The sequence below is a fragment of the Paracoccus salsus genome (genome assembly GCF_021556615.1).
GTDB classification, from domain to species: domain Bacteria; phylum Pseudomonadota; class Alphaproteobacteria; order Rhodobacterales; family Rhodobacteraceae; genus Paracoccus; species Paracoccus salsus.
Window position 1 is genome coordinate 640,574 of sequence record NZ_JAKGGD010000001.1, and the last position, 16,062, is coordinate 656,635.

Here is a 16,062-nt window from a genome sequence, read left to right on the forward strand (position 1 = left end):
CGCCTGCCATGGATGTCTATACCCTCGTGGTCGAACTTGGCCGAAAATCCGGTGATGGCCTGCCCGAGGGCGCCACCGGGGCGGCGCTGATCTGCTATGCCGCCGGTCGAAACGAGGCCGAGGCGGTGCGCGAAACCGTCGCAATCCTGAAAAAGGCCGACATGGCGCCGCTGGACGTGACCAGCTACGGCACAGCGTCCGAACGCTCGGAAGAGGGTCAGCAGATCGACGACGACGAACGCGCGCTGATGGACCGCGCCCTGGCCGAGGATTCCGTCATCATCGCGCATATGCAGCCTTTCTTCTCCGATGACGCGGATGCCGTCGGCGAAGACTGACCGGCCCCTGAGATCGCCTCAGAATGATCGCGGCCCTCCCTGTTCAAGCAGAATCGCCGCTGCTAGACTGCCTCACAACAAGAAGAGCAGCAGTCACGAACAGGCGAACACACGATGAATCCAACCCGCATCATTCTGTCCACCGCGCTGATCGGCGCGCTGGCATCCTGCGCCACGCCGATGAACCGCACACCAGGCGCGGCCGGCGCAGCCGCCGTCACTCCGGCCGCGATCCCCGCAGCGTCACCCGGCGACGAGGCCGGGCTTCAACGCTTCGTGCAATCCTTCCGACCGCGCGCCCTGTCGTCAGGCATTTCGTCCGACACCTATGACCGCGCCATGCGGATCGCGCGCTACAACCCCGACGTGATCCGGCTGGACCGCAAGCAGGCGGAATTCTCGCGCCCGGTCTGGCTGTATCTGGACAGCGCCGTGTCGGACGCCCGCATCGGCACCGGCCGCGAGAAATCTGCGCAGCTTTCGCGCACGCTGTCGGCCATCGAGGGGCGCTATGGCGTCCCGCGCGAGATCGTGCTGGCCGTGTGGGGCATGGAATCGAATTTCGGCGCCAATCGCGGCAAGATGCAGATCATCCCGTCGCTGGCGACGCTGGCCTATGACGGTCGCCGCGGCGAGATGTTCCAGAACCAGCTGATCGCGGCGCTGAAGATCATTCAGGCGGGCGATGTCGCCCCCGAAGGCATGCTGGGATCGTGGGCGGGGGCGATGGGGCATACGCAGTTCATGCCGACCTCGTATCTGCAATATGCGGTCGATTTCACCGGCGACGGTCGCCGCGATATCTGGTCCGAGGATCCGACCGACGCGCTGGCATCGACCGGGGCCTATCTGGCGCGCAACGGCTGGCAGCGGGGTCAGCCCTGGGGAGCCGAGGTCCAGCTGCCCGCGAACTTCAACATGGGGCTGATCGGCAAGGGCACACGCCGGTCCGATTGGGGTTCGATGGGCGTGAGAAGCTTCGGCGGCGGCGCGCTGCCGGGCGGCTCGGGCTCGATCATCATGCCGGCCGGCGCACGCGGCCCGGCCTTCCTGATCCTCGACAATTTCCGCTCGCTGCTCCGCTACAACAACTCGGACAATTACGCACTTGGCGTCGCCTTCCTGGCCGAACGGATCGCGGGCCGCGCCGGGATACAGGGCGCGTGGCCGCGTAACGACCGGCCGCTGTCCACCTCGGAACGGCAAGAGATCCAGCAACGCCTGCGCGCCAAGGGTTACTATGACGGAGAGATCGACGGCCTGTTCGGATCGGGCACTATGGAGGCCGTGGCCGCCTATCAGCGTTCGATCGGCACCACGCCCGACGGCTACCCCACCTCGATCCTGCTGGGCCAGTTGCGGCGCTGAACCGCCCCGAAAGACGCGAAAGGCGGCCCATCGGCCGCCTTTTTCATGCATGTCCCGTCGCTTGGAAAACCGCCAGCCCGTTGCGCCGGTCACGCCAGGCGGTGGCGAAATGCGTCGATGACCTGCTTATAGACATCGCGCTTGAACGGCACGATGCTGTCCAGCAACTGGTCGGCGCGCATCCAGCACCAGCGGTCGAACTCCGGATGGTCGGTCTGGATGCAGACATCGTCGTCCTGTCCGGTGAACCGCATCAGCACCCATTTCTGCCGCTGGCCGCCATAGCGGCCCTTCCAGACCTTGCCCAGCAGATCGGGCGGCAGGTCGTAGAAGACCCAGTCCTGAGCTTCCTCCAGCACCTCGACCTTGTCGGTGCCCACCCCGGTTTCCTCGACCAGCTCGCGCAGCGCCGCCTGTCGCGGCGACTCGCCCTCGTCGATCCCGCCCTGCGGCATCTGCCACGCATCAGGCCGGTCCAGGCGCTGGCCCGCAAAGACCAGCCCCTCGTGATTGATCAGCACGACGCCCGCGCAGGGTCGGTAAGGCAGGCCCGCCGGGCCGCGCCTATTCTCAGCCATTCCCGTTCGCGGCGCCGGCGTCCTGGCCACCAGAGCCTTCTCCGGTGTTGGCCGGCTTTGCTGACTTGCGCACCTGGTCCGCCTCGAAATCGACAGCGGCCAGCCCCTTGAGGATATCGACCGCGTAGGCCAGCTGATAATCCTCTTCGCGCAGCTTCGCCGTGGCCTCGACCTCGTCAGCCTCTTGCCGCATCTGATCCTTCTCGTCCTCACTGACCGAATCATTGTTCAGCGCGCCGCGCAGATCCGCCTCGGACCGGCCGAAATTCGACTGGCTGCGGGGTTCGTCCCCGTCCTCTTCGGTCGCGGCGGGCCGCGGCGGTTGCGCGACAAGGATATCGGGCTGGATCCCCAGCGACTGGATCGAGCGGCCCGAGGGCGTGTAGTAGCGCGCTGTGGTCAGCCGGATCGCGCTGTCCGAGGTGACCGGCATCACGGTCTGGACGCTGCCCTTGCCAAAGGATTTCTCGCCCACGACGATGGCGCGGCGGTGGTCCTGCAAGGCGCCGGTGACGATTTCGGACGCGCTGGCCGAACCGCCATTGATCAGCACGACCATCGGCTTGCCTTGCGCCAGATCGCCTGGTTCGGCATTCCAGCGCTCGCTTTCCTCGGCCTTGCGGCCGCGCGTGCTGACGATCTCGCCGGCGTCGAGGAAGGCATCGCTGACGCTGATCGCCTGGTTCAGCAGCCCGCCGGGATTGTTGCGCAGGTCCAGCACGAAGCCGGTCACCTTGTCGATGCCGCCCGCCTGCTTCACCGCCTTGTTCAGTTCGGCCTTCAGCGTGTCATAGGTCTCGTCGTTGAAGGTCGAGACGCGCAGCACGACCGATCGTCCCTCGATCCGGGTCTTGACCACCGTCAGCTTGATCGTGTCGCGGGTCATGGTCAGATCGAACGGCTCCTTCTCGCCGACGCGCAGGATCGTCACGGTGATTTCGGACCCGACCGGCCCACGCATCATCTCGACCGCGTCGTCCAGCGTCAGCCCCATCAACGATTCGCCGTTCACATGGGTGATGAAATCGCCCGATTCGACCCCCGCCAGCGCGGCTGGCGTCTCGTCTATGGGCGAGACGACCTTGACCAGCCCATCTTCCTGGCTGACCTCGATCCCCAGCCCGCCAAAGCTGCCGCGGGTCTGGGTCTGCATGTCCTCATAGTCGCTGGCCGCCAGGAAAGAGCTGTGCGGGTCAAGCGAGGTCAGCATGCCGTTGATCGCGGCCTCGATCAGCTTCTTGTCCTCGGGCGCCTCGACATAGTCCGAGCGGACCCGCTCGAACACGTTTCCAAACAGCTCGAGTTGCTCGTAGACCGAGGCGTTCTTTCCCGCCTCCTGCGCGACCAGCGGGCCGGCGATCTGGGTGGTGAACAGCGCGCCAGCCAGCACGCCACCAAACCCTGCGATCAGATAATGTTTCATGACGGCCTCTCCTGCCTCAGTCCTGTTAGGGCTCGACGATCGGATTCAGCACGAACCAATCGGCCGGGTCCAGCGTTTCCTTGTCCTTGCGCAGCTCCAGATACAGTGTCTCGGTGCGACCTGCATCCCCGCCACGCGCGGCGTGGGCGACAAACTGCGCCCCGAATTCCTGCGCAGGCGCCTCCGAGCCGCCCATCAGCCCGACCGGGTCCCCCGCCTGCAACACATCGCCGACTTCACCGAACAGCTGCGCCATGCCCGCGAATATCAGAAGATAGCCGCGCGCGGGCTCGGCGATCATCACATTGCCGTAATCAAGCAGCGGGCCGCGATAGCGGATGGTGGCGGGCCACGGGATCGTGACCAGCGCGGCAGGCGCGGTCGCGATCACCCAGCCCGGCCGCCTGACACCCGCGGCATCTTGTTCGTCATAGGGCCGCAGCACCGTGCCCACCACGGGCAAGGGAAGACTTCCCTGCGCGCCCTCGAAATCATCCATCGGCGGTCCGATATCGGTTTCCATCCGGTCGATGCCGCCGGCGAAGTCTTCCAGGCTCTGGGCGGCGTCGCGTAGTGCCTGCAATTCCTCGGGTGCCTCGCCGAACCGCACCGGCATGGTCGAGCGGTCGGTCACGGCGCTGGCCAGCAGGCGTCGCGCCTCTTGCACCGAGGCCAGTCCAGACCCCAGCATGTCGGCGGCCGCCGACTGCAGCGCACGCACGGTCGAGATCTCGTCCAGATCGTCCTGCAGCCGTTCTGCCTCGGCGCGCAGGCCCGGCGTCACGTCCGAAAGGATCATCCCGGTCCGCGTGTTGGCCAGCGCACCCGCGGGATGCAGAAGCAGCGTGGTCTCGGGCGATTGCCGCAACGCGCTCATCGCGCCCAGCACGCCGGCCAGCCGCGCTCTTTCGGCCTCGAAACGATCGTGCAGCTCGGCCTCGCGCGCGCTGGCCTGCCGCAGCCCCTCGCGCAGAGCGGCCAGGCCCTGCTCATAACCGCGGATCACCTCGGTCAAGGCCGTCACCTGATCGTCCGCGCTGACAGCCTCGGCCAGCTTTTCCATCGACCTGCGCAACTGCGCGGCGGCGTCCTGAGCCTCGGCCACCGCCTGGTTCGCCGGGGTGACCGCAGCCGAAGCCGAGCACCAGCCCAGCAGGGCCACGAAGGTGGCGGCAGCAAGCACAGAGGCGTGTTTCATGCGGCCTCGATCAGGCTTTCGCCGGTCATCTCGGCGGGTTTGTCGAGGCCCATCAGGTCCAGCACGGTCGGCGCGATATCGGCCAGACGACCGTCGCGCAGCCTGGCGTCGGACGGGCCGTTATAGACGATCACCGGGACCGGATTGGTGGTGTGCGCGGTATGCGGCCCGCCGCTGTCCGGGTCGATCATCGTCTCGCAATTGCCGTGATCGGCGATGACGACGGCGGCGCCGCCGACCCGGTCCAGCGCCTCAAGCATGCGGCCAAGCCCTGCATCGACCACGGCACAGGCGCGCTTGGCGGCCTCGAGACTGCCGGTATGGCCGACCATGTCGGGATTGGCGTAGTTGACCACGATCAGGTCATAGCGCTTGCCGATCGCATCGACCAGCGCATCGGTCACCTCGCCGGCAGCCATCTCGGGCGCCAGATCATAGGTCGCGACCTTGGGGCTTTGGGGCATGTGGCGGTCCTCGCCCGGCTCTGGCGTTTCCTTGCCGCCGTTGAGAAAGAACGTCACATGCGGGTATTTTTCGGTCTCGGCCAGCCGGAACTGCCGCAGTCCCTTGGCCGCGACCCACGCCCCCAACGTGTTGACCACCTGTTTCTTGGGATAGGCGCTGGTCATGAAATCATTGTGACGCTCGCTGTAGTCCACCATGCCCAGCATCGCGGCCCATTCGGGTCGGTCGCCGACGTCGAATTCTGCAAAGTCGGGATCGGCCAGCGCCGACAGTATCTCGCGCGCGCGATCGGCGCGGAAATTCAGGCAGAACACGGCATCGCCGTCCAGCGCGCCGTTGTAGCCGTCGATCACGAAGGGCTGGATGAACTCGTCCGTCTCGCCGCGCGCATAGGCCGTGGCGACCGCCTCCTCGGCGCTGGGGGCGGCTTCGCCCCGCCCGGCGACGATCGCGCCGAACGCACGTTCCACCCGGTCCCAGCGCCGGTCACGATCCATCGCGAAATAACGCCCGATCACGGTTCCGATCCGGCACCCCTCGGGCAGGCTGCCTTGCAGTTCGGCGACGAACCCCTTGGCCGATTGCGGCGGCACGTCGCGGCCGTCGGTGATCGCGTGAACGACCACCGGCACGCCGGCGTCCGACACGGCCTTCGCGGCGGCCAGCACATGACGGACATGACCATGCACCCCGCCACCGGACACAACGCCCATCAGATGCGCGGTGCCGCCGCTGTCCTTCAGCCGGGCGACGAATGCCGCCAGCGCCTCGTTGCGAAAGAAGCTGCCATCCTCGATGGCCAGGTCGATCTGCCCAAGATCCATCGCCACGACCCGTCCGGCGCCGATATTGGTATGCCCGACCTCGGAGTTGCCCATCTGCCCCGATGGCAGACCGACATCCGGACCGAACGTGGTCAGCGTGGCATGCGGGCAATCCCGCATCAGCCGGTCAAAATTGGGCGTTGCGGCCTGATCGGGCGCACTTTGCTCGGGCCGGTCCGAAATGCCCCAGCCGTCGAGAATGCAAAGGATCACGGGTCTTGTCATCTGGGCCTCGCCTTGATTTGCGCCTTGTTACGCCGCGACGCGCGATGCGACAACCGCGGAAGCCGGGAACCACCCCCCGAATCCCCTGGGCATGTGCCGAATGCCTGCGCGGACATCGTGGTCCTCGCCCGCCGCTACCCCGGCGCAAGGCCGGGGCGGACAGCCGCCCTTCGCGTGGCCTCGGCTGTCTTTCAGGCGCGGTGATAGGGGCTGCCTGCCAGAATCGTTGCCGCGCGATATAGCTGTTCGGCCAGCATGACCCGGACCAGCATATGGGGCCAGACCATGCGCCCAAAGCTGATCTGCCAGTCCGCGCGCGCACGAAATGCCGGTTCCAGGCCGTCAGCGCCGCCGATCACGAAGCACAGGTCGCGGGCCGAATCGCGAAACCCGGCCAGCCGGGCGGCGAATTCGGCCGAGCATGGCTGTTCGCCACGCTCGTCCAGCATCACCACCGCCGAGGCTGCGGGAATCGCGCGCGCCAGCATCTCGGCCTCGGCGACCATTCCGCTGGCGCGACGGTCCTCGACCTCGACCATGCCGACCGGGGGAAGTCCCAGGCGACGGCCGGTCCGGGCGAAACGCTCGAGATAGCCGGCGACCATCGCCGCCTCGGGGCCCTTCTTCAGCCGCCCCACGGCGGCAATGTCGATCCGCATCCGGTCAGTGGAGGGGCCGGACAGCCTCGCGCGTGCGGCTCAGCGCGTCGGCGGGCATCCACATCTTTTCCAGCTGGTAGAAATCGCGGACCTCGGGGCGGAAGACGTGAACGATCACGTCGTCGGTATCGACCAGCACCCAGTCTCCGGTCTCCTTGCCTTCGATCCGAGGGGTGCGGCCGGTCGCCTGCTTGACCCGTTCGGCCAGCTTTTCGGCGATGGAGCTCACCTGGCGCGCGCTGCGGCCCGATGCGATCACCATGTGATCGGCCATGGCCGAGCGCCCGCGAAGGTCGATCGTCACGATGTCCTCGGCCTTGTCGTCTTCCAGCGAGGACAGGATGCGGGCGAGACGCTGTTCGGCGCCTTCCTGATCGCCCGCGGCGGTCGCAGCCGGCCGTCCGGCCGAAGAAGCGTCTTGTGACAGGGTTATATCCTCCGGTCAGTGCGCCGATCGCCCCCGGCGCAGGGGTATTCCCAAGATAGCATCTTTTCGGCCCATCTCAATCATCGCTCACGACTTCGGGACCGGGCCGGCGAGGACCGGACCGGACCGCGCCCTGAGCCAGCGTGATCGCTTCGTTCAGGACCCGAACCTCGCGCTGCGGGAAGGGGATCGTGACACCATGTTCCTTGAACGCATCCCAAAGCGCCAGATAGACTTGTCCACGGACATTGGTCAGCCCACCCTCAGAATCGCCGATCCAGAAGCGCAGCACGTAATCGACCGAACTGTCGCCGAAGCCGGTCACCCAGCACACCGGCGTGCGATGGGCAAGAACGCGCTTGACCGACAGGGTGGCGTTGATGGCGATGCGGCTGACCTCGTGCGGCTCGTCGGCATAAGAGGCGCCGAATTTCACGTCCAGCCGCACGAAGTTGTTGGTATGCGACCAGTTCACCACCTGGCCAGTCACCAGGTCCTCGTTCGGGATCAGGTAATTCTTGCCATCGCGGGTGACCACGCTGACATAGCGCGCGCCCAGTTCGTCGATCCAGCCGAAGGTTTCGCCGAGGCTTATCACGTCGCCCGGCTTGATGGACTTGTCCAGCAGGATGATGACCCCTGAGACCAGGTTCGACACAACCTTCTGCAAGCCGAATCCCAGCCCCACGCCGACCGCGCCAGAGAACACCGCCAGACCGGTCAGATCGAAACCCACGGCCTTCATCCCGACGATGATGGCCAGGCTGAACAGCAGGACCTGCAGCAGTTTCGCCGTCAGGACCCGCATGCTGGGCGAGATGTCGTTGTTCATGGCCAGCCGGCCAGAGATCACCCGTGACAGAGCACGCGCGCCGGCGATCATCAGCCCGGTGATCGCCAGCGCCTTGATGACGGTCAGTGCCGACAGCCGGAACTCGCCAAGAACGATGGCGAGGCTGTCAAGGAAAGCCGCGGCGGGCTTGGTCAGCGACAGAAGATGCAGCGTAACCCAGATCCACGCTGCCCAACTGGCGATCCGGCGCAGAAAACGGTTCGCGATGACCCGCATCAGGAAGAAGATGCCGAGCCAGGCGCTTGCGATGGTGGCCGACAGCTCGATCAGCTGGCTGCGGAAGGAATAGGTAACCTCACGCATTACCAGCACCACCGCCCATGCCAGGATCGTGAACACGATCAGCGTCAGCCGCCGGTCGACCAGAAGCCCAAGCCGCAGCCGCCATTTCGGCCAGTTCGCGCGCGTCCGCAGCCAATGTGTCAGACGCGGCGACACCAGCCGCGCGATCAGCCATGCCAGCAGGACAAGCCCGGCAATGGCGGGCACCTGATACATCCTCGACGGGATCAGCAGCATGTCCACGAACAGCGAGATGCGATACCACAGCGTCTGCGCGGCATCGACAACCTCGGGATTCAGTGCTTCCATGCGGGCTCCTCCTCGCGGGACTACATAACCGACGCAGTCGGCCGGGCAAGCCCCGGCGATGTTGCGTCAGGGCCAAAACGCCCTTAAAAGAGCGCCATGTCCGGGTTCATCTATTTCGACATCCATGACCGTGCGCGGCTGCCCTCGCGCTTTTTCGGCGAGACGCTCTGCGTGACGGCGCGCGGCTGACCGATGGGCGGTTGATCCACCGCGCCCGCAGCCCCCATACTGACCGCATCACAGCCGAAAGCCACAGCCATGACCGATCCCGCTCCCGCGCCGCGGACCCTCTATGACAAGATCTGGGACACCCATGTCGTCGATCGTCAGGACGACGGCACGTGCCTTATCTATATCGACCGGCATCTGGTCCACGAGGTGACCAGCCCGCAGGCTTTCGAGGGGCTGAGGATGACCGGTCGCAAGGTCCGCGCCCCCGAACGCACGATCGCCGTGCCCGATCACAACGTGCCCACCACGCTGGACCGCGCAACGGGCATCAAGAACGAGGAATCGCGCATCCAGGTCGATGCGCTGGACCGCAATGCCCGCGAATTCGGGGTCAACTACTATCCGGTCAACGACATCCGCCAGGGGATCGTCCATATCGTGGGTCCGGAACAGGGCTGGACGCTGCCGGGCATGACCGTCGTCTGCGGGGACAGCCACACCGCGACGCATGGCGCCTTCGGCGCGCTGGCCCACGGCATCGGCACGTCCGAGGTCGAACATGTGCTGGCCACGCAGACGCTGATCCAGTCGAAATCCAGGAACATGAAGGTGGAGATCACCGGCCGCCTCGCGCCCGGCGTGACCGCAAAGGACGTCGTCCTGCGGATCATCGCGGAAACCGGCACGGCGGGCGGCACCGGCCATGTCATCGAATATTGCGGCGAGGCGATCCGCAACCTCTCGATGGAAGGCCGGATGACGATCTGCAACATGGCGATCGAGGGCGGCGCCCGCGCGGGCCTGATCGCGCCGGACGAAACGACCTTCAACTATGTCAAGGGCCGCGCCCATGCGCCCAAGGGCGCCCAGTGGGAGGCCGCGGTCTCCTGGTGGAGGACCCTGTTCAGCGATCCCGACGCGCAGTGGGACAAGATCGTCACCATCCGGGCCGAGGATATCGCGCCGACCGTCACGTGGGGCACCAGCCCCGAAGACGCGCTGCCGATCACCGCTTCCGTCCCCGCGCCCGAGGATTTCAGCGGCGGCAAGGTGGATGCCGCGCGCCGGTCACTCGACTATATGGGCCTGACCGCCGGCACCAAGCTGACCGACATCGCCATCGATGCGGTGTTCATCGGCTCGTGCACCAACGGCCGGATCGAGGATCTGCGGGCCGCAGCCGAGGTGGTCAGGGGCCGCAGGCTGGCCGAGGGCGTGCGCGGCATGGTCGTGCCCGGCTCGGGCCTGGTCCGCGCGCAAGCCGAGGAAGAGGGTCTGGACCAGATCTTCATCGATGCAGGCTTTGAATGGCGTCTGGCCGGCTGCTCGATGTGTCTGGGCATGAACCCCGACCAGTTGGCGCCGGGCGAGCGTTGCGCCGCAACCTCGAACCGCAATTTCGAGGGCCGCCAGGGCTACAAGGGCCGGACCCATCTGATGTCGCCCGCGATGGCGGCGGCGGCTGGGGTGACGGGCCGACTGACCGATGTGCGCGAATTGACGACCGAAGCGGTGTAGGGCGCGATGCCCGCCTTCTGGCCAGTGATGACCGGTGATCGCGGCGCAGCCTCAGCGGCGTCGCAGCAGCCAGATCGCGTTCAGCGCGATCAGCAACAGGCCCGCGTTTTCGAACAGGTAGTTGGTGCTGACGCCAAGATGCCGGAGGCCGATCAGCGCGTCCATTCCGTGGAACCCGACCGCGCGGACCGCAACGAAGGCGCACAGGATCGACAGCCCGGCCAGTGCGACACCGCTGTGCCGCAGACGCCCGCCAAGCGAATTCAGCCCGATCGCCAATCCCGCCAGCATGACCATCAGCAGAATCGCAATGAAGGCCAGCTGAACGGCGAATCGATTGTCGTACCAACCCTGCGCCTGCGCCATGCAGCGCCCCAGCGCCGTGATCGCGCTTTGCAGGTCCAGTTGCTTGTTGACCGCCAGGAACAGCATCAACAGCGCGACCAGCCCCCAGAATACCCGGCCGCGCTGCCCTTTCAGCCTGCGCCAGACCTGCACGGCCAGCACGCAGCACAGAAGATAGGCCAGCACCGTCAGCCAGCCGGTCGCGCCCGGATCGCCGATGCCGGGCTGCCACATCCCGGATACACAACTCAGCAAACTCATGCACATATCCGATTACCCGCAACAGCGTCACCCTAGCAGCCAGCCCGCGCGGCAGGCCAGCCCCGATCAACCAAGGACAAACATGGACAAGTTCACCACACTCACCGGCATCGCGGCGCCCATGCCGCTGGTCAATATCGACACCGACATGATCATCCCCAAGCAGTTCCTGAAGACGATCAAGCGGTCGGGGCTGGGCGTGAGCCTGTTCGACGAGATGCGCTACGATCGCGAAGGCAACGAGATTGCGGATTTCGTCCTGAACCAGCCCGCCTACCGCGACGCGCAGATCCTGATCGCGGGCGACAATTTCGGCTGCGGCTCCTCGCGCGAGCATGCGCCGTGGGCGCTGCTGGATTTCGGCATCCGCTGCGTGATCTCGACCAGTTTCGCCGATATCTTCTTCAACAACTGCTTCAAGAACGGCATCCTGCCGATCACCCTGCCGCAGGACGCCGTCGACATGCTGATGGAAGACGCGCGCAAAGGCGCCAATGCCCGCATGACCGTCGATCTGGAAAACCAGACCGTCAGCAGCGCCGACGGGCACGAATTCCGCTTCCAGATCGACTCGTTCCGCAAGCATTGCCTGCTGAACGGGCTGGACGATATCGGCCTGACAATGGAAAAGGCGCCGGCGATCGACGCCTACGAGGATCAGATGGCGCAGGCCCGGCCTTGGGTCTGAGGACCACCGCGCTCTTCTGCCTTCTGGCCGCGCCGGCGGCGGCCGATCCGATCCGTATCGCCACATGGGACCCCGGCCTGACGCGCAACGGACCGGGCCTCCTGTTGCGTGACATCGGTCGCGAGGACCCGCAGGTTCTGGCCGCCGCGCAGGTCATCGCCGCCGCCCGGCCGGATGTGATCCTGCTGACCGGAATCGACTGGGATCATGACGGCCGAGCCTTGGAAAGCTTTTCCGGAACGCTGCGCAAAGCCGGCCTCGACCTGTCCCACAGCTTCACGTCCCGCCCCAACAGCGGCATGGCGACCGGGCTCGACCTGAACGGCGACGGCCGTCTGGGCACGGCCGACGACGCCCAGGGCTGGGGCCAGTTCACCGGCCAGAACGCCATGGCGGTGCTGTCGCGGCTGCCGCTTGGCGCCGTCACCGACCATACCGGCGCGCTGTGGCGCGACCTGCCGGGCACTCTGATGCCCCCCGACACCGCGCCCGAGCTCGCGGCGATCCAGCGCCTGTCCTCGACGGCGCATTGGGACGTCCCGGTCGAGACGCCCGACGGAACGCTGCATCTGCTGGCCTGGGCCGCCACGCCGCCGGTCTTTGACGGACCCGAAGACCGCAACGGCCGCCGCAACCATGACGAGGCCGCCTTCTGGCTGGGCCACCTGCCCGACGCACCCTTTGTCCTGATCGGCAATTTCAACCTCGACCTGATCGACGGCGAGGGTCGGCCCGAGGCCCTGCACGCCCTGCTTGGCATGGCCCAGGACCCGGAGCCGCGCGGCGCGTGGCAACCACCGCAAGCCGGTGCGAATTCCCGCCACAAGGGCGACCCTGCGCTGGATACCGCCGATTTCGACGATGACGGGCCCGGCAATCTGCGCGTCGACTATATCCTCCCGGCAAGGGCGCTGACGGTCACCGCCGGCGGCGTCATCTGGCCCTCGCCCGACGATCCGCTGGCACCGGCGGTTCAGGCGGCGTCGGACCATCGCCTCGTCTGGGTCGATCTCGAGCTTCAGCCGTCGAACGCGGCAATGGCGGACCAGGCCAGATCCAGATCATCGGCGGTCACGCAATAAGGCGGCAGCACATACACGGTGTTCCCCAAGGGCCGCAGCAGCACCCCGCTGGCCAGAAAATGCGCCCGCATCCTCGGCCCGGTCTCGGCCAGATAGCCCGCATCGCGGACCTTCAGATCCATTGCAGCGATGGTGCCGCACTGGCGCAGGTTCTCGAACCGCGGATCGTCCGCGAACCCCGCCAGGCGTTCGGCCTGCATGGCCGACAGCGCGTCCAGCCGCGTCTGCATCGGGCTTGCCCGCCAAAGCCTGACCTGGGCCAGTGCCGCCGCGCAGGCGATCGGATTCGCCGTGTAGCTCGAGGAATGGTAGAATGTGCGCCGGCGGTCCTCCGAATAGTGGGCCCGGAAGATCCTCTCGCTCGCCAGTGTCGCCGCCAGCGGCACCACCCCGCCGGTCAACCCCTTGCTGGTGCACAGGATATCGGGCGCGATCCCGGCATGATCACAGGCCCACAGCCGACCCGTCCGACCCCAGCCCGTCATCACCTCGTCGGCGATCATCAGCACGTCATGCCGGTCGCAGATGCGGCGCAGCCCGGTCAGCACCTGCGGCGAATAGATCCGCATTCCGCCCGCACCCAGAACCAGGGGTTCGAGGATCAGCGCCGCCATCTGCCCGCTTGCCGCCAGATCCTCGAACGCGGTCAACGTGGCCGCCCCGTCGCCGTGCGGAAACGGCAGTCGGTCCACTGCAAACATCAGCGGATCATAGGCTGCGTTGAAGACGCCCCGCTCGCCCATGCTCATCGTGCCGATGGTGTCGCCGTGATAGCTGTCCTCGATCACCGCGATCCGGTGCCGCCCGTCGCCCTCGTGCCGCCAGTATCCCAACGCCATCTTCAGCGCGACCTCGACTGCGGTCGACCCGCTGTCGCTGTAGAAGACCCGGGTCAGCCCATGAGGCGCCATGTCGACCAGCGCCTCGGCCAGTTCCTCGCCCGGCGCATGGGTCAAGCCGGCGAAGATGACCTGATCCAGCCGCCCTGCCGTCTCCTCGATGGCGGACAGGATCTCGGGCCGACGGTGGCCATGCGTGACCACCCACCAGCTTGATATCCCGTCCAGGATGCGCCGACCGTCGGCCGTTTCCAGATACGCCCCTTCGGTTCTTGCGATCACCGGCGGCGCCGGTTCGATGGCGTGCTGCGTGAATGGATGCCAGACGGCGCTCATCGGAAATCCTCGGGGTCGAAATTGTCCCGCATCGCGGCGGCCAGCGTCGCGCGCTCCAGCGGTGCCAGCCGCGGCAGCCTGCCCAGAACCTTGACCGCGCCAAGCTGGCCGATGGTGGCCATGTTATCCTCGTTTTCTTCGCCGACGAAGGCGACACCGTGGACCGGCACGCTGCGCGCCCGCAGGCTCTCCAGCGCGGTCAGGCTGTGACTGATCGTGCCCAGCCCGGTCGAGGCGACCAGAACCACCGGTATCTGCCATTCGGCAAAGAGATCCGCAAACAGCACATGTCGGGTGACCGGCACCAGAACGCCGCCCGCGCCCTCGATCACCAGGCGATCGGCATCGGGCGGCGTCAGCGCGCCGGGATCGATCTCGATTCCCTCAAGTTCGGCGGCGCGATGCGGCGACAGCGGTTCGCGCAGCAGCCACGCCTCGGGGTGGAGCCGCGCCCCGGACAGACGCGCGATTTCCGCCGCATCCGTATCGGGCCGGGGCAGGTGTTGCGGCGCAACGCGCGCAGCGTGTGGACGCCCCGTATCCGCGTTGTGCACGTCCGGTAGATGCCCGGTGCGCCCCGGATTCGGAGTGTTTCCCGCCAGGCCTGACTGCACCGGCTTCCAGTAATCGGCCCCGACAAGCCCACACAGGCCGGCCGCGAAGACCGTCTTGCCGATATCGGTTCCCGTTCCTGTAATCACAAATCTGGCCACAACTCCTCCAGCGTTTCGGCCAGGCGCACCACATCCTCACGGGAGGCATTCAGCGTCAGCGAAACCCGCAGCCGCGAGGTTCCTTCTGGCACGGTCGGAGGCCGTATTCCCCTGACATCGAAGCCCCTGCCCTGGATGCGCGCGGCCAGTTCCATGGTTTCAGCATCCGGTCCGACGATCAGTGGCACGATCTGGCTGCCGCTTGTGGACAGGCGCGGCAAGCGCCGCGCCAACTCGGCCCCGAATATCTCGACATGGGACCGTAGTTGATCACGCCGCCACGGCTCGTCGCGCAGGATATCAAGCGCCTCGCTGCCCGCCGCCGCCATCAGGGGCGAGGGCGCGGTGGCGAAAATGAAAGGGCGGCAACGATTTATCATGAACTCGGTCAGACAGGCGGCGGCGCAGACCAGCGCCCCGGATCCCCCCAGCGCCTTCCCCAGCGTGTGCAGTGTCAGCACGTTTTCACGGCCTTCCAGCCGATGAGCAAGCCCGCGGCCCTCTGGACCGTGGACACCCGTGGCGTGGGCTTCATCCACGATCAGGAAACCGTGCTCGTCCGCCAGCGTCGCCAGTTCATCCAGCGGCGCGAGGTCGCCGTCCATGCTGTAAAGACTCTCGATCGCGATCCACACCGCGCCGGTGTGGCCGGCGCGCCGCCATGACGCGATCAGGTCGGCCGCATGGCCCACATCGCCATGCCGGAACCGCTGCATCTCGGCCCGCCCTGCGCGCGCACCTTCATGGGTGCTGGCATGGGACAATTCGTCCATCAGCAGCAGATCGCCGTGCTGAGGCAGCGTTGTGATCACAGCGAAGTTCGCGACATATCCGCCGCCGAATCCCAGTGCGGTCTCTGCCCCGAAAAATCGCGCCGCCTTCGTCTCGAACGCCGCCTGCGCCTCGCAATGCCCGCGCAGCAATCTGGAACCCGCCGCCCCGGTCGGCACGCCTGCGTCGAGGGCCGACCGGACCGCGTCGGCCAGTCTATGGCAGCCCGCCAGCCCGATGTAATCATTCGATGAAAAATCGACCCCGGCGCGCGGGACCAGCGTTCGAAGCCGCGAATGTCGCGCCAGATCGCCCAGTTGCCGTCGATAGATGGCCAGCCGATCCAAGCCGCGACCCCTTCCTTCGCGCGAAAACATCCTCGAGGGCCG

At 66.6% G+C, this 16,062-nt stretch carries 16 protein-coding genes; 5 read left to right on the top strand and 11 right to left on the bottom strand.

Annotation, left to right across the window (positions count from 1 at the left end; all coding sequences use genetic code 11):
- Positions 1-8 precede the first annotated feature (8 nt).
- Both L1965_RS03145 and L1965_RS03150 read left to right on the top strand, forming a co-directional pair.
- Entirely contained in the window at positions 9-338 is a 330-nt protein-coding gene (locus L1965_RS03145; RefSeq protein ID WP_235754934.1) for a DUF8846 family protein, read from the top strand.
- A gap of 114 nt (positions 339-452) precedes the next feature.
- The gene (locus L1965_RS03150; protein ID WP_235754935.1) at positions 453-1,706 is read left to right on the top strand and encodes a lytic murein transglycosylase; all 1,254 of its coding nucleotides are present in this window, start codon (positions 453-455) and stop codon (positions 1,704-1,706) included.
- 89 nt (positions 1,707-1,795) lie between these two features.
- Here the strand turns inward: L1965_RS03150 and L1965_RS03155 are convergent, their stop codons facing one another.
- The 7 genes from L1965_RS03155 to L1965_RS03185 form a co-directional block, all read right to left on the bottom strand.
- Entirely contained in the window at positions 1,796-2,284 is a 489-nt protein-coding gene (locus L1965_RS03155) for an RNA pyrophosphohydrolase (RefSeq protein WP_235754936.1), read from the bottom strand.
- Positions 2,277-3,707 carry a S41 family peptidase gene (locus L1965_RS03160; RefSeq protein WP_235754937.1) on the bottom strand — a complete coding sequence of 477 codons (1,431 nt, stop codon included), beginning with the start codon at positions 3,705-3,707 and terminating at the stop codon, positions 2,277-2,279. Before L1965_RS03160 ends, L1965_RS03155 begins: the two co-directional genes overlap by 8 nt.
- Positions 3,708-3,732: 25 nt before the next feature.
- Positions 3,733-4,905: a murein hydrolase activator EnvC family protein gene (locus tag L1965_RS03165; protein WP_235754938.1), complete on the bottom strand. Its 1,173-nt coding sequence runs from the start codon at positions 4,903-4,905 to the stop codon at positions 3,733-3,735.
- Positions 4,902-6,419: a 2,3-bisphosphoglycerate-independent phosphoglycerate mutase gene (gene gpmI, locus L1965_RS03170; protein ID WP_235754939.1), complete on the bottom strand. Its 1,518-nt coding sequence runs from the start codon at positions 6,417-6,419 to the stop codon at positions 4,902-4,904. The genes L1965_RS03165 and gpmI overlap by 4 nt, the downstream gene beginning before the upstream one ends.
- 191 nt (positions 6,420-6,610) lie before the next feature.
- Complete coding sequence (rlmH, locus tag L1965_RS03175) at positions 6,611-7,078, bottom strand: 23S rRNA (pseudouridine(1915)-N(3))-methyltransferase RlmH (protein WP_235754940.1); 468 nt, start codon at positions 7,076-7,078, stop codon at positions 6,611-6,613.
- A gap of 4 nt (positions 7,079-7,082) precedes the next feature.
- Positions 7,083-7,421, bottom strand: coding sequence for a ribosome silencing factor (gene rsfS, locus L1965_RS03180; protein WP_235755001.1), 339 nt, complete (start codon positions 7,419-7,421; stop codon positions 7,083-7,085).
- A 160-nt stretch (positions 7,422-7,581) separates the two neighbouring features.
- Positions 7,582-8,949 (bottom strand): mechanosensitive ion channel family protein, encoded by a 1,368-nt coding sequence (locus L1965_RS03185; protein WP_235754941.1) that lies wholly within the window; start codon positions 8,947-8,949, stop codon positions 7,582-7,584.
- A 258-nt stretch (positions 8,950-9,207) separates the two neighbouring features.
- Here L1965_RS03185 and leuC point away from each other — a divergent pair, with 258 nt between their 5' ends.
- Positions 9,208-10,638, top strand: a complete 1,431-nt coding sequence (leuC, locus tag L1965_RS03190; protein WP_235754942.1) for a 3-isopropylmalate dehydratase large subunit — start codon at positions 9,208-9,210, stop codon at positions 10,636-10,638.
- 51 nt (positions 10,639-10,689) lie between these two features.
- Here the strand turns inward: leuC and L1965_RS03195 are convergent, their stop codons facing one another.
- The gene (locus L1965_RS03195; RefSeq protein WP_235754943.1) at positions 10,690-11,244 is read right to left on the bottom strand and encodes a hypothetical protein; all 555 of its coding nucleotides are present in this window, start codon (positions 11,242-11,244) and stop codon (positions 10,690-10,692) included.
- 82 nt (positions 11,245-11,326) lie between these two features.
- Here L1965_RS03195 and leuD point away from each other — a divergent pair, with 82 nt between their 5' ends.
- Both leuD and L1965_RS03205 read left to right on the top strand, forming a co-directional pair.
- Positions 11,327-11,932: a 3-isopropylmalate dehydratase small subunit gene (gene leuD / locus L1965_RS03200; protein ID WP_235754944.1), complete on the top strand. Its 606-nt coding sequence runs from the start codon at positions 11,327-11,329 to the stop codon at positions 11,930-11,932.
- A complete protein-coding gene (locus L1965_RS03205) occupies positions 11,923-13,014 on the top strand; it encodes an endonuclease/exonuclease/phosphatase family protein (RefSeq protein ID WP_235754945.1) in 1,092 nt (363 codons plus the stop codon). Before leuD ends, L1965_RS03205 begins: the two co-directional genes overlap by 10 nt.
- Here the strand turns inward: L1965_RS03205 and L1965_RS03210 are convergent.
- From L1965_RS03210 to L1965_RS03220, 3 genes are read right to left on the bottom strand one after another with little or no spacing between them, the layout of a single operon-like run.
- Positions 12,951-14,189, bottom strand: a complete 1,239-nt coding sequence (locus tag L1965_RS03210) for an adenosylmethionine--8-amino-7-oxononanoate transaminase (RefSeq protein ID WP_235754946.1) — start codon at positions 14,187-14,189, stop codon at positions 12,951-12,953. The two genes, L1965_RS03205 and L1965_RS03210, sit on opposite strands and share 64 nt — an antisense overlap.
- A complete protein-coding gene (gene bioD / locus L1965_RS03215; RefSeq protein WP_235754947.1) occupies positions 14,186-14,902 on the bottom strand; it encodes an ATP-dependent dethiobiotin synthetase BioD in 717 nt (238 codons plus the stop codon). Before bioD ends, L1965_RS03210 begins: the two co-directional genes overlap by 4 nt.
- Positions 14,887-16,020 (bottom strand): 8-amino-7-oxononanoate synthase, encoded by a 1,134-nt coding sequence (locus tag L1965_RS03220; RefSeq protein WP_235754948.1) that lies wholly within the window; start codon positions 16,018-16,020, stop codon positions 14,887-14,889. The genes bioD and L1965_RS03220 overlap by 16 nt, the downstream gene beginning before the upstream one ends.
- Positions 16,021-16,062 lie beyond the last annotated feature (42 nt).